20 protein-coding genes and 1 other annotated feature are annotated in these 18,740 nt (G+C 55.0%); all 20 genes read right to left on the bottom strand.

The genetic code is table 11. From position 1 onward, the window contains the following. Positions 1–34: 34 nt before the first annotated feature. A complete protein-coding gene (gene rpoB / locus NZD89_RS01755) occupies positions 35–3,553 on the bottom strand; it encodes a DNA-directed RNA polymerase subunit beta (RefSeq protein ID WP_431308747.1) in 3,519 nt (1,172 codons plus the stop codon). Between the two features lie 274 nt (positions 3,554–3,827). Next, complete coding sequence (locus tag NZD89_RS01750; protein WP_268006148.1) at positions 3,828–4,430, bottom strand: class I SAM-dependent methyltransferase; 603 nt, start codon at positions 4,428–4,430, stop codon at positions 3,828–3,830. A 77-nt stretch (positions 4,431–4,507) separates the two neighbouring features. Beyond that, positions 4,508–4,873 carry a 50S ribosomal protein L7/L12 gene (gene rplL, locus NZD89_RS01745; RefSeq protein WP_268006147.1) on the bottom strand — a complete coding sequence of 122 codons (366 nt, stop codon included), beginning with the start codon at positions 4,871–4,873 and terminating at the stop codon, positions 4,508–4,510. Positions 4,874–4,924: 51 nt separating this feature from the next. Beyond that, a complete protein-coding gene (gene rplJ, locus NZD89_RS01740) occupies positions 4,925–5,437 on the bottom strand; it encodes a 50S ribosomal protein L10 (protein WP_268006146.1) in 513 nt (170 codons plus the stop codon). A gap of 23 nt (positions 5,438–5,460) precedes the next feature. After that, positions 5,461–5,622 (bottom strand) — a sequence feature (ribosomal protein L10 leader region). A gap of 30 nt (positions 5,623–5,652) precedes the next feature. Further along, complete coding sequence (gene rplA, locus NZD89_RS01735) at positions 5,653–6,354, bottom strand: 50S ribosomal protein L1 (protein ID WP_268006145.1); 702 nt, start codon at positions 6,352–6,354, stop codon at positions 5,653–5,655. Positions 6,355–6,410: 56 nt separating this feature from the next. Beyond that, positions 6,411–6,839 carry a 50S ribosomal protein L11 gene (rplK, locus tag NZD89_RS01730; RefSeq protein WP_268006144.1) on the bottom strand — a complete coding sequence of 143 codons (429 nt, stop codon included), beginning with the start codon at positions 6,837–6,839 and terminating at the stop codon, positions 6,411–6,413. A 155-nt stretch (positions 6,840–6,994) separates the two neighbouring features. Beyond that, positions 6,995–7,540, bottom strand: coding sequence for a transcription termination/antitermination protein NusG (gene nusG, locus NZD89_RS01725; RefSeq protein ID WP_268006143.1), 546 nt, complete (start codon positions 7,538–7,540; stop codon positions 6,995–6,997). Between the two features lie 41 nt (positions 7,541–7,581). Then, complete coding sequence (gene secE / locus NZD89_RS01720; RefSeq protein ID WP_268006142.1) at positions 7,582–7,812, bottom strand: preprotein translocase subunit SecE; 231 nt, start codon at positions 7,810–7,812, stop codon at positions 7,582–7,584. A 31-nt stretch (positions 7,813–7,843) separates the two neighbouring features. Then, the gene (gene rpmG / locus NZD89_RS01715; RefSeq protein WP_268006141.1) at positions 7,844–7,993 is read right to left on the bottom strand and encodes a 50S ribosomal protein L33; all 150 of its coding nucleotides are present in this window, start codon (positions 7,991–7,993) and stop codon (positions 7,844–7,846) included. Between the two features lie 153 nt (positions 7,994–8,146). After that, complete coding sequence (gene sigH, locus NZD89_RS01710) at positions 8,147–8,803, bottom strand: RNA polymerase sporulation sigma factor SigH (RefSeq protein WP_268006140.1); 657 nt, start codon at positions 8,801–8,803, stop codon at positions 8,147–8,149. Between the two features lie 83 nt (positions 8,804–8,886). Then, positions 8,887–9,429: an NYN domain-containing protein gene (locus NZD89_RS01705; RefSeq protein WP_268006139.1), complete on the bottom strand. Its 543-nt coding sequence runs from the start codon at positions 9,427–9,429 to the stop codon at positions 8,887–8,889. Next, positions 9,404–10,603 (bottom strand): 23S rRNA (guanosine(2251)-2'-O)-methyltransferase RlmB, encoded by a 1,200-nt coding sequence (rlmB, locus tag NZD89_RS01700; RefSeq protein WP_268006138.1) that lies wholly within the window; start codon positions 10,601–10,603, stop codon positions 9,404–9,406. Before rlmB ends, NZD89_RS01705 begins: the two co-directional genes overlap by 26 nt. After that, the gene (locus NZD89_RS01695) at positions 10,600–11,010 is read right to left on the bottom strand and encodes a Mini-ribonuclease 3 (protein ID WP_268006137.1); all 411 of its coding nucleotides are present in this window, start codon (positions 11,008–11,010) and stop codon (positions 10,600–10,602) included. The genes rlmB and NZD89_RS01695 overlap by 4 nt, the downstream gene beginning before the upstream one ends. Continuing rightward, positions 11,007–12,431 (bottom strand): cysteine--tRNA ligase, encoded by a 1,425-nt coding sequence (gene cysS, locus NZD89_RS01690; protein ID WP_268006136.1) that lies wholly within the window; start codon positions 12,429–12,431, stop codon positions 11,007–11,009. Before cysS ends, NZD89_RS01695 begins: the two co-directional genes overlap by 4 nt. 341 nt (positions 12,432–12,772) lie before the next feature. After that, positions 12,773–14,224 carry a glutamate--tRNA ligase gene (gltX, locus tag NZD89_RS01685; RefSeq protein WP_268006135.1) on the bottom strand — a complete coding sequence of 484 codons (1,452 nt, stop codon included), beginning with the start codon at positions 14,222–14,224 and terminating at the stop codon, positions 12,773–12,775. A gap of 6 nt (positions 14,225–14,230) precedes the next feature. After that, positions 14,231–14,710: a 2-C-methyl-D-erythritol 2,4-cyclodiphosphate synthase gene (gene ispF / locus NZD89_RS01680; protein ID WP_284286377.1), complete on the bottom strand. Its 480-nt coding sequence runs from the start codon at positions 14,708–14,710 to the stop codon at positions 14,231–14,233. Continuing rightward, entirely contained in the window at positions 14,710–15,420 is a 711-nt protein-coding gene (locus tag NZD89_RS01675) for an IspD/TarI family cytidylyltransferase (protein WP_268008364.1), read from the bottom strand. Before NZD89_RS01675 ends, ispF begins: the two co-directional genes overlap by 1 nt. A gap of 110 nt (positions 15,421–15,530) precedes the next feature. After that, the gene (locus NZD89_RS01670; protein WP_268006133.1) at positions 15,531–16,631 is read right to left on the bottom strand and encodes a PIN/TRAM domain-containing protein; all 1,101 of its coding nucleotides are present in this window, start codon (positions 16,629–16,631) and stop codon (positions 15,531–15,533) included. 224 nt (positions 16,632–16,855) lie between these two features. Further along, positions 16,856–17,617 (bottom strand): CDP-diacylglycerol--serine O-phosphatidyltransferase, encoded by a 762-nt coding sequence (gene pssA, locus NZD89_RS01665; RefSeq protein ID WP_268006132.1) that lies wholly within the window; start codon positions 17,615–17,617, stop codon positions 16,856–16,858. Positions 17,618–17,662: 45 nt separating this feature from the next. Then, the gene (disA, locus tag NZD89_RS01660) at positions 17,663–18,724 is read right to left on the bottom strand and encodes a DNA integrity scanning diadenylate cyclase DisA (protein WP_431308746.1); all 1,062 of its coding nucleotides are present in this window, start codon (positions 18,722–18,724) and stop codon (positions 17,663–17,665) included. Between the last annotated feature and the right edge of the window lie 16 nt (positions 18,725–18,740).

The following is an 18,740-nucleotide window of genomic DNA, read 5'->3' as shown; positions in this document are numbered from 1 at the left end:
TGCACCCTCCAATCCTAGCGCGTGGTGTGGGTTATCAGTCGCCGACTTCGTTGTATTCGAGATTCAAGTTGAGCTTCTCCGAACCGTCGTCCTCGTCGTCGCTTTCCTTCATCTCAATCTCCTGCTCGTCGCCCGACAGGATCTTTACATCCATACCGAGGCTCTGCAATTCCTTGATGAGGACCTTAAACGACTCCGGCACGCCCGGCTCTGGGACATTTTCGCCCTTGACGATGGCTTCATACGTCTTCACGCGACCCACGACGTCGTCTGACTTGACGGTCAAGATCTCTTGGAGCGTGTACGCGGCGCCATATGCCTCGAGAGCCCAAACTTCCATCTCACCGAAACGCTGTCCACCGAACTGCGCTTTACCGCCGAGCGGTTGTTGCGTGACGAGCGAGTAAGGACCAGTCGAACGAGCGTGAATCTTGTCGTCGACCAGGTGGTGCAGTTTCAACATGTAGACGAATCCAACCGTCACTCGGTTCTCAAACGGTTCACCGCTGCGGCCGTCGTAGAGCACGTGCTTACCGTCCGCAGGGAGGCCGGCCTCTTCCAAAGTGCTAAACACATCTTCAGGATGGGCGCCATCGAAGACCGGTGTCGCCATCTTCATACCGAGGGCTCGCGCAGCCATACCTAAGTGCGTCTCCAAAACCTGCCCGATGTTCATACGGGAAGGCACGCCGAGTGGATTCAAGACAATCTGAACCGGCGTTCCGTCCTCGAGGAACGGCATGTCTTCTTCAGGCAGGATGCGGGCGACCACACCCTTGTTCCCGTGACGTCCAGCCATCTTATCGCCTTCGGAGATCTTTCTCTTTTGTGCGATGTAGACGCGCACCAACTGATTGACACCAGCCGGCAACTCATCTCCGTTCTCGCGAGTAAAGACCTTGACGTCGACGACGATTCCAGCGCCACCATGCGGCACACGCAGAGACGTATCGCGCACCTCGCGCGCCTTCTCACCGAAAATCGCATGCAACAAGCGCTCTTCGGCCGTCAGTTCCGTAACGCCCTTCGGTGTGACCTTGCCGACGAGGATATCGCCGGTGCGAATCTCCGCGCCGATGCGGATAATTCCGCGCTCGTCGAGGTTCTTCAGTGCATCCTCGCCGACGTTCGGAATATCGCGCGTGATCTCTTCAGGGCCAAGCTTAGTATCACGAGCTTCTAACTCGTACTCCTCGATGTGAATGGACGTGTACACGTCCTCTTTCACCATCTTTTCAGACAAGAGGATTGCATCCTCGTAGTTGTAACCTTCCCACGTCATAAACGCGACGAGCACGTTGCGCCCAAGTGCCAACTCACCGTTTTGAGTAGCTGGACCGTCAGCCAAGATGTCGCCGACCTTGACGCGCTGACCTTCGCGCACGATTGGGCGTTGGTTCACACACGTGTTCTGGTTGGAGCGCGTGAATTTGATCAACCGGTACTTGGCGAGGTCGCCGCGCACGGTTTGTCCATTCGCTTGTGCCTCCTGGCGAATCCAGACTTCCTTCGCCGTCACTCGTTCCACAATGCCGCTGTGGCGGGAGACGACACAGACACCGGAGTCCTTCGCGGCCTGGTGTTCGATACCCGTTCCCACATACGGAGAGTCCGTTACGAGCAGCGGCACCGCTTGACGTTGCATGTTGGCACCCATCAAAGCGCGGTTCGCGTCGTCGTTCTCCAAGAATGGAATGAGCGCCGTCGCGACGGATACCACTTGCTTAGGCGAGACGTCCATATAGTCGATCCGGTCGCGCGATACCGCGATGACGTCCTCGCGCCTGCGGACGATGATCTCCTCCGAAGCGAGTTTGCCATCTTCGGTCAGCGGCTCGTTCGCCTGAGCTACGACGTAGTTCTCTTCCTCGTCGGCCGTCAAATAGTCAATCTTGTCCGTCACGACCCCAGTCTCCGGGTCGACGCGGCGGTACGGCGTCTCGATAAAGCCATAGGCGTTAATCCGCGCATAAGTGGACAAGGAGTTGATCAAACCGATGTTCGGACCTTCCGGCGTCTCAATCGGACACATCCGGCCATAGTGCGAATAGTGCACGTCACGCACCTCGAACCCAGCGCGTTCGCGCGTAAGACCACCCGGGCCGAGCGCAGACAGGCGGCGCTTGTGCGTGAGTTCAGCCAGCGGGTTGGTCTGATCCATAAACTGCGACAGCTGACTGGAACCGAAAAATTCCTTAATCGCGGCGATGACCGGACGAATATTGATCAGGGCCTGCGGCGTGATAGCGCTCGCGTCCTGAATCGACATGCGCTCGCGAACGACGCGCTCCATCCGAGACAAACCGATGCGGAACTGATTCTGCAACAGCTCGCCGACCGAACGGAGGCGGCGGTTCCCGAGGTGGTCGATATCGTCGGTCGTTCCAACCCCGCGAAGCAAATTGAAGAAGTAAGACACAGCAGCTAGGATGTCTGACGGCGTGATATATTTGACGTCCGTCGAGACGACTCCGTTGCTGATCACGTTCAACACGCGTCCATCTTCAGACGGGCTGAAGATCTTCACCATTTGAAGCGGCACGTTGTCGTCTTCCAGCAGGTCTCGCGTCGCGCGAACAGAGAATCGTCCGATGTTCCCTTCCAGAAGGGGGATCAAGCGATCCAACACGCGGCGGTCGATGACGGTACCGGCCTCGGCAATAATCTCGCCCGTGTCGGCATCCACCAACGTCTCGGCAAGGCGCTGGTTCAGCAGCCGATTCTTGATGTGCAACTTCTTATTGATTTTGTAACGCCCGACATTCGCCAGGTCGTAACGCTTTGGATCAAAGAAACGGGATGCCAGCAGCGCGCGAGCATTTTCCACAGTCGGCGGCTCACCAGGGCGCAGGCGTTCGTAAATCTCGACCAATGCACGTTCCGTGGAATCGGTCGTGTCTTTGTCCAAGGTGTTTTGAAGGTAGTCATCTTCTCCGATGAGCTGAGTGATGTCAGCGTCCGACGACAGCCCCAACGCACGCAAAAGCACCGTGATAGGCAACTTGCGAGTGCGATCGATACGGACGTAGACGACATCCTTGGCATCCGTCTCAAACTCGAGCCACGCGCCGCGATTCGGAATGACCGTCGCAGCGAATGTCCGTTTGCCATTTTTGTCGATCTTACTGCTATAATAGACGCTAGGTGAACGAACCAACTGGCTGACAATGACGCGTTCAGCGCCATTGATGACAAAAGTGCCGGTATCGGTCATCAGAGGAAAATCCCCCAGGAAGACCTCCTGCTCTTTTACCTCACCAGTTTCCTTGTTCAACAGTCGAACCTTGACGCGCAGCGGAGCCGCATATGTCACGTCGCGCTCTTTCGACTCTTCGACGTCGTACTTCGGTTCACCAAGACTATAGTCGATGAACTCGAGCACCAAGTTCCCAGTAAAGTCCTGGATCGGCGAAATGTCAGTAAACATTTCACGCAATCCCTCACGCAGGAACCACTCGTAAGATTTTTGCTGGATTTCAATCAGATTGGGTAATTCGAGGACTTCACGGATGCGCGAAAATGTGCGACGTTCAGCCCATCCGTACTTGACCATGTGTCCCTGCAAAACCGTCACCCCTCAAGCGGATTTGTGGACGATGCAATTTCAAAGAGGCTCTAAAGACAAAAAGAAAATGAGGCCACATCCAACCACATTTAGCAAATAGAGTTGACTAATATTCACCTATTTCCATAAACGATGAACTTTATTCATATAAGAGGTGAGCATCCGTCCAATCATCACAGTTTGCATTGGATAAGGTTATCACAAGCAAAATGCTAAGTCAACATCTATTCGCCCGTCTTTTGCGCCACCGAGTTCGCACGCCCTAGTTCTGTCCCTTAACAGCCCGAAAGATAAAGTATCCAGACTTCTTATAGACCGTGTCGACGCTGTCGAACGTTCGCTGCAACTCTTCGAGGGCCGTGGGGGCACCGTGTTTTTTCTGAATGACAATCCACAGTCGACCACCGGGAACGAGCACCCGATGCGCATCTGAAAACAGCCGGTAAACGACCGCCTTGCCGGCCCGAATGGGCGGATTGAGCAAGACATCGTCAAACGTCGATCCGACGTCGTCAGGAATTCCATCGCTCTGAACGTAGGTGCAACGATGTGCGAACGGCGCAGTGTTCCGCCTCGCCAGGTCGAGGGCTCGTCCATTGATATCGATGAGCGTCCACCTCGTGTTCGGAAAGACAGTGCCTAGCACCGCAGTGACTATGCCGTAGCCCGCACCGAGATCGACAACCTGTTCAGAACCGTCGAGTTCGACTGTCTCCAGAAGACGTCTCGTCGCGTCGTCGAGCCCCCCCTTGGAAAACACGCCTCTGTCGGTCGTCAACTTCAGATGAACGCCTCGCACGTCGACTTCAATTGTCCTCTGTTGACTCTCGACCTGCGGCTTCGCGGAGTAATAATGCTCAGTCAAATGCGCACCTCCCACAGTGGACGGCAACAACGCGCAAGAAGGGTACCCCTACGGAGCACCCTTCTCGACGAACGAACTTACTTAATTTCGATGGAAGCGCCAGCCTCTTCAAGCTTAGCCTTGATGCCCTCAGCATCTTCCTTGGAAACCTTCTCTTTGATCGGCTTTGGAGCGTTGTCAACGAGTTCCTTCGCTTCTTTCAAGCCAAGACCCGTGATTTCACGAACAACCTTGATCACGCCGATCTTGGAGGAACCAGCGCTGGTCAAGATGACGTCGAATTCGGTTTGTTCTGCAGCGCCGCCATCAGCTGCGCCTGCACCTGCGATAGCTACTGGAGCTGCAGCAGTTACACCAAATTCCTCTTCAATTGCCTTTACCAAGTCGTTCAGTTCAAGAACCGTCATATTTTTTACGGCTTCTAAGATTTCTTGAGTCGTCAACCAAATAACCTCCCTAAATTCCAGAGACAACGCTCTGGTACATAAATTCGTTTATTCAGCGGCCGGTGCTTCTGCACCGTCACCCTTTTGGTCAGCAACCTGTTGCAACGAGTATGCCAAGTTGCGCATAGGCGCTTGAAGAACGCTGAGCAACATCGAAAGCAAGCCTTCGCGAGATGGCAACTTCGCGATGCTAGCGACTTCCTCACCAGACACAACGCGACCTTCGATGATACCACCCTTCAATTCGAGGGCTTTGTGCTCACGCGAGAAATCGTACAACACCTTCGCCGCCGTTACAGCGTCGTCGTAGCCAAACGCTACAGCCGTCGGGCCAGCGAGGTACTGATCTAGGTCAGCAAAGTTCACCTGCGCAGCGGCACGGCTCGTCATGGTATTTTTTAATACCTCGTACTCGACGCCCGCCTCGCGGAGTTTCGAACGGAGCTCCGTGTCTTCCGCGACGTTCAATCCGCGGTAGTCTGCGAGCACGACGCTCGTACTGCGCTCCAAGCGCTCTGCGATCTCTTTTACGACTTGTTCCTTTTCTGGACGTACTGCCAATCCATCCACCTCCTTACAAGAATCGAGCACATGAAAAAGCGCCTCGACAGACCGAGGCGCACGCATGCCAAATAAAGGGCTGCACACGACCTCGGGAGGCAACTTTAACCCGTGGGGCGACTGGCGCTAACGCTCAAGCCAATCCCCGTGGGACCTACTGTCTACGGTCAACTTTTCAGTTTTGAACACACACACAAATTTTACGAGCAGACCGATTACTCAGCCGCTGCTACGCGTTGTGCGTTGACGCGGACACCAGGTCCCATCGTCGACGTAACCGTGACCGTGCGAACATATTGACCCTTCGCGCCAGACGGCTTCGCCTTTTGCAGTGCATCCAACAAGGTCCGGAAGTTGCCAACCAATTGGTCGACATCGAACGACACCTTGCCAATCGGGCAGTGAATAATGCCAGCCTTGTCGAGACGGTACTCAATCTTACCAGCCTTGATCTCCTGCACCGCGCGAGCTACGTCAAATGTGACGGTGCCCGTCTTCGGATTTGGCATCAAGCCCTTAGGACCGAGCGTACGACCCAAACGGCCAACGGCGCCCATCATATCCGGGGTTGCAACAACGACATCAAAGTCGAACCAACCCTGGGAGATCTTTTGAATCAAGTCGTCGTCGCCAACAAAGTCGGCGCCTGCCTCTTGTGCTTCCTTCGCCTTTTCGCCCTTGGCGAAAACAAGGACGCGCGCAGTTTTACCTGTTCCATGCGGCAGGACGACGGCACCACGAACCTGCTGATCCTGCTTCTTCGGGTCGACGCCCAAACGAACAGCAATCTCGACAGTTTCATCAAACTTCGCCTTCGCAGCTTGTTTCACAAGACCGAGGGCCTCTTGCACATCATACAGCTTTTCGCGATCAACCAGCTTTGCAGCCTCTTGAGCACGTTTAGATTTGCGAGCCATTGTTTCACCTCCATGTGGTCTACGGTTTGACAACCTCCCACGATTTCTCCGCGGGGTTAGTCCTGAATAAGGATTCCCATGCTGCGCGCGGTCCCTTCGACCATGCGCATCGCTGCTTCAACACTTGCTGCATTCAGGTCTGCCATCTTCTGTTCGGCAATTTCGCGAACCTTGTCGCGCTTCACCGTAGCAACCTTGTTGCGGTTCGGCTCTGCGGAACCAGACTCGATGCCTGCAGCCTTCTTCAACAAGACAGCAGCCGGCGGAGTTTTGAGGTCAAACGTGTACGAACGGTCTTCGTAAACGTAAAGCACGACCGGGATGATCAGGCCAACCTGATCTGCGGTACGAGCGTTGAACTCTTTACAGAACCCCATGATGTTACCAACCTGCGCTTGACCAAGCGCAGGACCTACCGGCGGAGCAGGTGTTGCTTTTCCGGCTGCGATTTGCAACTTCACAACCTTGACAATCTTCTTCGGCAACACGCCCACCTCCTTCGCTCATAATGTGGTAATCGGGTATGTGCCCTCCCACGGGACGCATCGTGAAAAGATACCTTTTCACGCATCTATCAGATTCGCGAGTGCGAATCACAGAAGTGAGGGCAGGTAAACCGCCGCTCAGCATACTGCCAGTGTCAGGACAGGCGTTCAACCTGTTGGTACTCCACCTCGAGAGGCGTCTCGCGACCAAACATCGAAACAAGCACTTTCAACTTTTGGTGTTCCGGATGCACCTCTTCAACCGTGCCAACCATATCCGCAAACGGACCTTCGACAAGTCGCACGACCTCGCCAACATCGTAAGTGATGTTGCTCTTCGGCTCGTTCGCATCCATGGACTTCAGGATAGCCTGTACTTCGTGTGGAAGTAGCGGAACCGGCTTCGAACCAGCCCCTGTCGATCCGACGAAGCCCGTAACGCCCGGCGTGTTGCGAACAACATACCAAGAGTCATCCGTCATCGCCATCTCGACCAGAACGTATCCTGGGAACACCTTACGCTGTACAACGCGCTTCTTCCCGTTTTTCAGCTCGAGTTCATCTTCCGTTGGAACCATCACATTATAAATGCGATCTTCCATCCCCATGGACTGAACGCGACTTTCCAAGTTACTCTTAACCTTGTTCTCGTAGCCCGAATACGTATGAATGACATACCAATGTTTTTCGAGGTTTTCCATAACGCGGGCAACGCGGCCCGGACACCCCCAAAGCTCAGTCCTTAAACTACACCGATGAAGGTCAACAACCGAGACACACCAACGTCGAAGCCCCAAATTAACAACCCGAGAATGACGCACAAGACCAACGAAGCGGCCGTATACAACACGATTTCACGTCGTTTCGGCCAGCGTACTCGGCGGAGTTCCCTCCACGATTCCGCAAAGAAAGCAAAAAACCCCGAGCGCTTGCGCGCCTTTGCTTCAACCAACGATTCGTTTGTCTTTGCCATACCGGATTACTCCTTTGATGCCGACTCCGACTTAGCGGGTTTCGCGGTGCGTCGTATGCGAGTTGCACGTTGGGCAATATTTCTTGAGTTCGATCCGGTCCGGATCATTTTTCTTGTTCTTGTTGCTGGTGTAATTCCGTTGTTTGCACTCTGTGCATGCCAGCGTAACGATTTCGCGCACTCAGGGCACCTCCCCTACAAGCGGTTATCCGAACATCATCCGCTCATAATTGACCGAGGATGTTCTGAAACACGCTTAATCAACGACAACGAACAAAATATGACGCAAAAACAGAAGAACCCCCTAGAAGGGGACTCACATACCTGAGTTACATTAGCATATGACGTTACGGAAAGTCAAGTATTTCTCGAGTTTGCGTTTCACGCGTTGTAACGCGTTATCGATAGACTTTACGTGACGAGCCAGATCGACGGCGATTTCTTGGTAAGATCTTCCGTCAAGGTAGAGCATCAGGACTTTGCGTTCCAGATCACTCAACAACTCAGACATCTTACCTTCAATATCGTCAAATTCTTCCTGATGTATAACTAGCTCTTCTGGATCTGATACGCGCACCGTGCAGATGACGTCGAGTAAGGTCCTGTCGGAATCTTCGTCATAGATGGGCTTGTCCAACGAAACATAGGAGTTCAGCGGAATGTGCTTCTGACGTGTCGCCGTCTTGATGGCGGTAATAATTTGCCTGGTGATACACAATTCGGCAAACGCTTTAAACGAGGAGAGCTTGTCGCCGCGGAAGTCACGAATCGACTTGTAGAGTCCAATCATGCCCTCCTGGACGATATCCTCACGGTCGGCACCGATCAAAAAATACGATCTCGCTTTCGCCCGAACAAAGTTACGATACTTGTGAATGAGGAACTCGAGTGCATCGGTATCACCGTCTCGCACTACCTCGACAAGCTCTTCGTCTGTTCGATTTTCGTAGTTCGAATAATCGGCGTCCAACTGTGTTGGCTGTGTCGACAAACCTTATCACCCCGAGCCCTGATGGTTGACGCCATTATACATTATGTAATCTATGATTATCAATGATTGTTTTCGCATAAATTCTACTTCCGCCGCCAATTTTCTAGTGCCTTTGCAATATCGTCGCGAATGGTGTCAGCGAGCGTCGGGCGCGTTCTGGCCTTGTGACCTTCCGTCTGATGTCTGATGAACTTCTGCATCGACTCGAGGCGCAACAGCAGTTCCTGCGCGGATATGCGCAAGGCCCCTCCGCCAAACGACACCTGTTGCTCTGCCGCGTCCGATGTGGCGACAGTGATATTTCGATAGTTTTCCCGGATGTCATAGACGAGATGTTCGATGCGAGCATCGGCCGTCTCGCCAGAATCCGTGAACACGATGTCGATCCCGGCGCGCCTTTCGGACACGCCAAGACCTGGTCGGTGATGTGCGTCATAGACGACGATGACGTCCTCGTCATAGACGGCGCGGTACTCGGAGAGCAGGTCTTCGAGTTCCCGCCGCGCCGACTCCAGATCGGGAATTTTCGCGAGACCCGTCCCCGCCCTGCGCGCTAAGACGTTGTAGCCATCGACAATCAGACAGCGCTGTCCCTTTCGCTTACGTTCGTTGGCGGACGACTTCATACAGCATGACCCCCGCCGCGACCGACGCGTTCAGACTTTGAACTCGTCCCAAGATCGGGATGTTGACGAGAAAGTCGCATCGTTCACTGACGAGACGGTGGAGTCCCACGCCCTCAGACCCGATGACAACCACAGTCTTGTGCGTATAATCGACGTCGACCATCCGGTGTTCTGCTTCCACGGTCGTTCCGACCACCCAGTAACCCGCTGACTTGAGCTGCTCCAACGCTTGAACGACGTTTGCCACACGGGCGACAGGCAGGTACTCGAGCGCACCCGCAGCCGCTTTGGCGACCGTCTCCGTCAGCGGCGATGCCCGGTGCTTGCCAATCACCACGCCTTGTGCCCCTGCTGCCTCAGCGGTGCGGATGATGGCGCCCAGGTTGTGCGGGTCTGTCACCCCGTCGAGCACGACAATGAGACCCACGCCAGCCGTTTCCCGCTCGACGATATCCTCTAGTTCCACGTAGTTGTACGGTGCGACGTACGCGGCCACACCTTGGTGCGCATTCCCTGCAATGGCGTCGAGGCGCGCGCGCGGGACGAATTGGACGACGACTCCCTGCTCTTTCGCCCGAGCCACAATGTGCTCAAAGCCGCCTTCGGCTGCCCCTTCTGCGATCAAGACCTTGTTGATGGGCCTTCCCTCGCTGAGCGCTGTTGCAACCGGATGCCTGCCCTTGATCAGCTGAGCTTCCGTGGTCTCCTCTTGAAGGTACACTTCTTCAGCAGCGCGTTCCGGGCGCTCCTGCCACTCTCTGCGCGCTCCCCTCGTCGAGACCGAATCCCGACGTGAACCCGCTTCGCGGCGTGGACCTCCCTCGCGACGTGGACCTCCCTCGCGACGTGGACCTCCCTCGCGGCGTGGACCTCCCTCGCGGCGTGGACCTCCCTCGCGGCGTGGACCTCCCTCGCGGCGTGGACCTCCCTCGCGGCGTGGACCTCCCTCGCGACGTGGACCTCCCTCGTGGCGCGGGCCTCCTTCGTGGCGCGGGCCTCCTTCGCGACGTGGGCCTCCTTCGCGACGTGGGTCATCCCACCCAGACGCGCTGTACCCAGATGGGCCTCTACCGCCGCGGCGGTCATCTTGCTGGCGCTTTCCTGCACGCCCCCGCTCACCGCTCGTAAATTGATTCCTGTTTGATCTACCGCTCGACCTACGTCCCTCGTTCATGAATGGGGCTCCTTTACTAACTCATCTAAATACGCAAGTGCTTGCTCCGTGATCTGCTCTAATCGCGCGTGTTGCCCTGTGCCATGAAGATGGCCAATCAACGCTTCAAAGCCGGTACTGTGGCGATAGACGATGACGTCGACGTTCTTGCGAACGTGCGCCGATTTCGCGTTCCGTCCGCGGCGCACCACAGCTGCCTCCTCGTCCGTCAACGAATCCGCGATACCCCCCAGCGCATCCGCTTGTGCGGCGGCGCTCACATAGTGCGTGCATCGCTTGTGCAGCTCATGCGGTTTACGAATCCCTTGGTTCAGGCAATGCCCTCTCGCATAGACTTCCCAAATTGCGTCGCCTATGAACGCAAGACCCAGCGAGGACAGCTCCTCGGGCTTCCAACTTTGATTCATGGTTCGAAACTCCAACGTGTGCCCTGCGGCGTATCCTCGAGGACGATGCCACGGTGTTTGAGCTCGTCGCGAATTTCGTCCGCGCGGGTGAAGTTGCGGTTGGCGCGTGCCTCATTACGCTCTTGAATCAGTCCGGCGATTTCCTCTTCAAGCGTGCTCACTTGTCTCTCTGGAATGCCAATTGCGTCCAACAGTTCGACCAAGACACTCCGATACGCCTGCAGGTCTGCCATCTTGATGTCCGTCTCCGTCAACCGGGTGTTGATGCGGCGAACGCCTTCAAAAATGGCTGAAATACCATCTGCGGTGTTAAAGTCATCGTCCATCGCCGCCGTAAACGATTCTCGTATCGCTTCGATATCCGCTGCCACATCAGGATTCAGGGACTTCCCTGTCACATCGACGACGCCCTCGATTTGTTTCAGGGCCTGCGTTCGATGATCGATGTTTTGCAGCGCTCGGTCTATCCGCAGCAGGCCCTGCTCCGCCTGCAGCAATGCTTCTTCCGTGTAATTCAACGGATGCCGGTAGTGAGCCGACAGGAGGAAGAAGCGGATCGTCCGAGGGTCCTGGCGCTGCAACAAGTCCCGCGTCATTATAAAGTTCCCGGTCGATTTGGACATCTTCTCGCCGTTGATATTCAAGGTGCCGTTGTGAAGCCAGTAGCGTGCGAACGTGTGGCCCGAATGTGCCTCGCTCTGCGCGATCTCGTTCTCGTGGTGAGGGAAGATCAGATCCCGACCACCTGCGTGAATGTCGATTTGCTCGCCGAGGTACAGCGCGTTCATCACCGAACACTCGATGTGCCAACCAGGGCGGCCAGGCCCCCAAGGGCTGTCCCAGAACTCCTCACCCGGTTTCGCCGCCTTCCACAGCGCGAAGTCGGTCGGATCGTCCTTTTCTTCCTGAACGTCGATACGGTGCCCCGCGCGCATATCCTCCGGCGACTGGTGAGACAGTTTTCCGTACTCGGCGAACGACGAGGTGTCGAAATAGACATTGCCCTGCCGCTCATAGGCGTGCCCCTTCTCAATGAGATCCTGAATATACGAGACGATCTCCGGAATGCACTCCGTCACCCGGGGGTGAACGGTCGCTTTGCGGATAAACAGAGCCTCCGCGTCAGCAAAGTAATCCTCGATGTTGGTTTGCGCCAACTGCCGCGGCGGGATGCCCAACTCGTTGGCCCGTTGGATAATCCGGTCGTCGACGTCGGTGAAATTCTGCACATAGCGAACCTCGTATCCGCGGTATTCGAGATATCGGCGAATGGTGTCAAACGCGACAAACATCCTCGCATTCCCAAGGTGAAAGTAGTTGTACACCGTTGGACCACACGCGTAGAACCGCACTTTCCCAGGTTCAATCGTCTCAAGCTGTTCCTTTTTCCCCGACATACTGTTGTACAAGACGATTGCCACTTCAAATCATCCTCTCTGTATCTCGATAGTGTTGCAACACGCCATCAAAAAAACACCGCCTCTGTCAGAGACGGTGTGCCCGCGGTTCCACTCTGGTTGACGTCGATGCACCACAAAGACGCCCACTTTACGCATATAACGGTGCTCACCGTCGGATTTTACTGAGCGCAAGGCCGTTCCTTCCGAATTGCCAGGCAGGCGCACCCCGATGCAGTCTGCACACCCACTCACAGCCCGGTTGCCCAGGTGGGTGTTCTCTGTCGTAGACTGTTTGACATCGGCCTCCTACCACGTATACCAGCCGCAACGCGCGAAATGCATCGTTGCGACAACTGCTTACATTATGACCTGCTTTCGAGTGCACTGGCAAGTCTGTCAAGAACCCAGTCTTTTGGCAACAGCGCAATCGTCTTTTGGAGGTCGGGACCGTGGACCTGACCGGTAATCGCAGCACGGACCGGCATAAACAACGCGCGCCCCTTGACGCCCTGTTCCTTTTGAATCTGCTTAAATCGCGCACGACTGGCGTCCGCCGTCCAAACTTCGTCCGCCGACGCGAGGGCAAAGTAAGCTTCGACGACCTGGCGGCTGCCCGGTTCGGCAAGCAGCTGTTGGGCCTCTTCATCGTATGTGACCCGCTGTTCAAAAAACCCTTCCGAAAGGCGCAAAAAGTCGGAAGCACAGACCATCTGTTCTTGGAACAGCGAAACGATTTGCGGTAGCCAGTCGTCCGGAACACCCGCCGGCAAAGACCTGGAAGCCCTATCGAGCTGCTGCTTCACCATGTCTGTCGCAACTTTCAAATCCAACGCTTTAAAGTATTGGTTTGCCATCCAATTGAGCTTATCCACATCGAAGACGGCGCCTGCTTTGCTGATGCGGTCGAGATCGAATTGCGAAGCGAGCGACTCCAGGTCAAACAGCTCCTGTTCCCCCTCCGGCGACCATCCGAGGAGAGCGAGGAAGTTGATGATGGCGTGAGGAACGTACCCGAGTTCCTCGTATTTCTGAATGGGCAATACACTCGGGTCGCGCTTGCTCAACTTTTTCCTGTGCTGATCGAGTACGATTGGCAAATGGGCAAATTTCGGAATATCGTACCCAAACGCCTGAAATACGAGAATTTGGCGCGGCGTGTTTGACAAGTGCTCCTCCGCGCGGATGACGTGGGTGATCTTCATCGCCGCATCGTCCACAACCACCTGAAAATTGTAGGTGGGAATCCCATTTGACTTGACGATCACATAGTCTCCGATGTCGCTGCTGTTAAACGTCACGTGTCCGCGAACCAAATCGTCCACGACGAGTTCACGGTTCTCTGGGACGTGAAATCGAATGCTGTACGGGATGCCCTGTGCTATTTTCTCCTGCCGCTCTGTCTCGGACAGCTCATAGCACACCCCGCTATAGCGCGGAACGCGCCCTTCGCGCTCAGCCGCCTCGCGTTGCTGTGCCAACTCCTCATCCGTACAGAAGCACGGATAGGCGATGCCCTTGTCTAATAGGGTCTGCACGTGCTCGCGATAGAGATCTAAGCGCTCCATACAGCGGTATGGCGCATAGGGCCCGCCGATGTCGATCCCTTCGTCCCACTCCATACCCAACCAGCGGAAGCCGTCGAGGAACGCGAGCTCTGCGCCTTCGATGTTCCGATTGGTGTCCGTATCTTCAATCCTCAAAACAAAATCCCCACCGTGGCGGCGGGCATACAAAAAATTGAACAGCGCAGTGCGTACACTGCCGATATGTAAGTGCCCCGTAGGACTAGGAGCAAACCGAACTCGAACCGTCATGATTTGTTATTCCCCTTCCGATACAAGCAGGACCACAGCCTGAGCCGCGATTCCCTCTTTGCGACCGACAAACCCTAATGTCTCCATGGTGGTCGCTTTGATGGAGACCTGGTCCACTTCACATGCGCAAGTCTGTGCGATACTCTCCCGCATCCGCAGCGAGTACGGTGCGAGCTTGGGCGCCTCTGCAAGGACCATCACGTCGAGATTGCCCAACCGGTAACCGCGCTCGTGCACCAGTTGAGAGACATGTCTCAAGAGTTCGAGGCTGTTGGCATCCTTAAATCGGAGATCTGTATTGGGAAAGTGTTGCCCAATGTCACCGAGCGCTAACGCTCCCAGCATCGCATCCATCACCGCGTGCAGCACCACATCTGCGTCTGAATGCCCCAACAGCCCAAACTCCGCGGGAATGCGCTGCCCGCCTAAAACGAGTGGCCTGCCCGCCACGATTTCGTGGACATCAAAACCGTAACCAATTCTCATCACAATTTCACTTCCCCCCACAGTTTGCTCGCGAGCCATCGCGCGTAATCCAAATCCGCCGGCGTGGTCACTTTTCCGTTGTAATGAGTCGACTCAACGCACGCGACACGGTACCCAAGCGACTCCATTAAGGCACTGTCGTCCGTCGGGGACTGCGGTGAGCCATCCGCGAGATATGCCGGATAGAGGATGTCCCCTCGTATCACTTGAGGTGTTTGTGCTAGGAAGAGTTGTTCACGTGGTACGGTGTGGTCTACGTACGCGCCGTCGCACCATTTCACCGTATCTTTGCAACCCGTACCGAGGATTGCAACACCTTCGGCCCTCGCACACGCATATGTACGGCTCACGTCTTGCGCGCTGACAAACGGCCGTGCTGCGTCGTGCACGCCCACGAGGACGTCTCGCGAATCGACCGCGAGGGAAGTGACCGTTTCATAAATGTGACGCATGCCAGCGACGACTGACTGGTGCCGAGTGTCGCCACCGACGACCAGCACACAGCGGTCAGCCCACCTAAACATCGGCAGACTGTCGCTCATCGCATCGATGTCCTCAGCGCTTGCCACCACGACGACCTGTTCTGCGCCGCCTGCCAGCATCGCTTGTACAGACCGTGTCCACATCGGTTGGCCAGCCAGACTGAAGAATTGCTTTTTAAACCCCATCCGCAGTCCCCTGCCTGCCGCCACGACAATGGCAAACAACATGTCCAATGGCTCCCTCCCATGCGAGTTGGCGCTGGCGTTCGCAAAACAGGACCGGCGAGCACCGGTCCTGTCAAACATCCTATTTTACAAAAGCCAATTTGGCCGAGTGACTATAGCGCTCTCTCAAGCAGCTTCGGCTTTGCAAATATCATTCTGCCAGCGGACGTTTGAAGCACGCTCGTGACCAACACCGACAACATGCCGCCGATATACTCACGGCCACCCTCAATGACAATCATTGTACCATCATCGAGGTACGCAACGCCCTGATTATACTCTTTCCCGTCCTTGATGACTTGCACATGCAATTCCTCGCCAGGGAGTACAATTGGTTTCAAGGCGTTCGCCAAGTCATTGATATTGAGCACCGGAACCCCTTGCAACTCACAGACCTTGTTCAGGTTAAAGTCGTTCGTCATGACCTTCCCGTTCATCTGCTTCGCAAGGCGAACCAACTTGGAGTCGACCTCCTGAATATCGTCGAAGTCAATTTCCACGATTTGAACCGGCGCCTTCAATTCCTTTTGAATCCGATTTAACACGTCGAGTCCGCGGCGACCGCGATTTCGCTTCAAGACATCAGACGAGTCAGCGATGTGCTGCAACTCTTCCAGCACAAACGACGCGATGATCAAAACGCCATCGAGGAACCCAGTCTCAACTAAGTCGGCGATACGCCCGTCGATAATCACCGACGTATCGAGGAGCTTGGCCTCGCCCGGTCGCATCGCGGATTTCTTGTCCTTGTCTTTTTCCCTGTCTCCCCGATCCTTCAAAGACAGCTTCCCAGCGAACAGGTTTAATAAATCTTCCCGCTTTGTGAAGCCAATTCGAAGACCGAGATACGCAAAGAAGATACTGACGAAGAATTGGACAGGGACACCGACGACTGGAATGGCGCGAACCTCTGGCGAAAAGAGATAAGCCACCACCAGACCGATGACCATGCCGATTGTACCACCAAGAATGTCAGCGAGTGGCGCACTTTTCAACCGTTCTTCCAACCAACGCAAAAGCGCTGAGACGTAGTTCACAAGGGAGATGGTTGCCAAGATGAACAACGCACCGCCAATTGCGGCCCCAAACCACTTGTGCGTCAAGACGAGATTATGATTTAGATGAAAGACACGAGTGAATAAGTCCGGGCCAAACGTATAACCGAGGACTACCCCAATGACCGCAAAGAACAAATGAACGACTTTTTTCAACATATATCAGTCACCTCCTGTCAATAGTATGGGCATATTAGCGTGTGTCTTAATCATGTGTTGCGATTTTCCGTGAAGCGTGTCACAAGTGTACAACCTTCTAAATATTGGGGTAGTGCTTATAGTGTAACAAAGTGCCTATGTAAGATCAAAGAAAAGCGGGCCCGGTCTCGGGCCCGACACAGAAATGATGAACTTTTGTCGAGATGTTGTTCCACTTTAGACGGTCATATCTCCCGATAGGTACTCGAAGTTTCCATCTCGCGGTCAATATCCGCATCCTGTGACGTCGAGTTCGACCTGCGATGGCGCACGTGCCTGTAGCGCATGCCGCGAAGCATGCCATATATTGCGTACACGGCTAACACGCCAAAGATGATCCAATTCGCGCGAATAAAGTGAAACTTTATCGCGCAGAAAATGGTCACGACAAAAAGCGGTACCAGGACGACGGCCGACTTCGGAAACGCCACCTTCTTGAAGTTCGGGTAGCGGACGTTGCTAACCATCAGGATGGACAAGACGAACATGCCCACGGGCAAGATGACGATGGACGGGTGAAGCACTGGTCGGGTGAGCGCCATGGTGGCAAGGATCCCGCCGGCGGCCGTAATCGGCAGCCCCACGAAAAAGGAAGACGATTTCGTCTGTACGTTGAATCGAGCCAACCGCAATGCACCGCACATCGGAAACCAGATGGCCAATGCGTCCCCCGCGATGCCCAGATGCGACAAGATTACGTTGTACATCATCGCCGCCGGAGCGACACCAAAGGTGACCAAGTCAGAGAGTGAATCGAGCTGCTTTCCGAATTCGCTCTCGGCGTGTAGGAGTCGGGCGGCACGCCCGTCGAGGCCGTCGAGCAGCATGCCGATGACGACGAGCAGCGCGGCCTCGTTAAAGCGCCCCTGACTCGAGATCAGGATGGCCACCATCCCAATGACCAAGTTCCCCAGGGTCAATACACTGGGGATAGACTTGATAAACAATGACAAGACCTCCCAAGGATATGAACGAAAGAAAACACGGCATGGCTATAAATGACGATCAATAAGTACCTGTTCCTGAATTCGGTTGAGACCGTCGCGAATGACGCGCGCCCTCACCGTACCGACGCCCTCGACTTCGTCGAGGTCATCCACGTTTGCCGCAAGAATGCGCGTGAGAATCCCAAAGTGTTCGACCAAGTTTTCGATCACCGGCTGAGGCAAGCGACTGATGCGATTAAGGAGCCGATACCCACGCGACGGGACGACTTCCTCGAGCAGGTTGACACTCGGCAAATAGCCCAGTGCCTTTGCCACCAGCGTCCCATCCAGCAAGTCATCTGCCGTCATATTGTGAAGTGTCGACAAGACGTGATGTGGCGTCACCTCAATTTCGCTGTTGAGGTAATCCTTCACCAACAGGTACGCCTGCTCGTCGACGTTTGAGACGAGTTCTTCGAGCTGCATGGTGACGAGGCGTCCCTCGTTGCCAAGCTCCGTGATATAGCGGCGAATTTCAGATTTGATCCGCAGCACGGTTTCAAATCGCTGGAGAACTGTGGTGACCTCGTCGAGTGAAACTGCCTCCTCGAACTCCAGTGCGCTCAAGTCCGTCAGTTCCTGGTCGAGCACCGTCTTATATTTCTCCAAAGTTTGCATCGCCTGATTTGCCTTTGTCAAGATGACGGAGATGTCGCGCAACACGTACTTAAAATTCCCCTGGTAGAGCGTGATCACATTTCGCCGCTGGGAAATACACACCACCAATTGGCCGCTTTCCCGTGCGACGCGCTCCGCCGTCCGATGTCGCGTTCCCGTCTCCGACGTCGGGATGGTGTGGTTCGGATTTAGGTTGGTATTTGCGTACAGGATGCGCTTTAAATCGTCGCTGATGATGATGGCGCCATCCATTTTCGCCAACTCATACAAATGCGAAGGCGTCAAGTCACACTGAATCGAAAAACCACCATCCATAATCGACTGCACCTTGTCCGATGCGCCAACCACGATGAGCCCACCGGTCTTCGCCCGCAGGATGTTTTCGATGCCCTCGCGCAATACCGTACCAGGCGCAACCATCCGAAGGATTTTATTGACGGTTACATCCATCTTTGCTTCTTCCCTC

This window comes from Alicyclobacillus fastidiosus, assembly GCF_026651875.1.
Taxonomy (GTDB): domain Bacteria; phylum Bacillota; class Bacilli; order Alicyclobacillales; family Alicyclobacillaceae; genus Alicyclobacillus; species Alicyclobacillus fastidiosus.
Note: the sequence above shows the minus strand (reverse complement) of the source record. Positions and strands in the feature narration are given on the sequence as shown.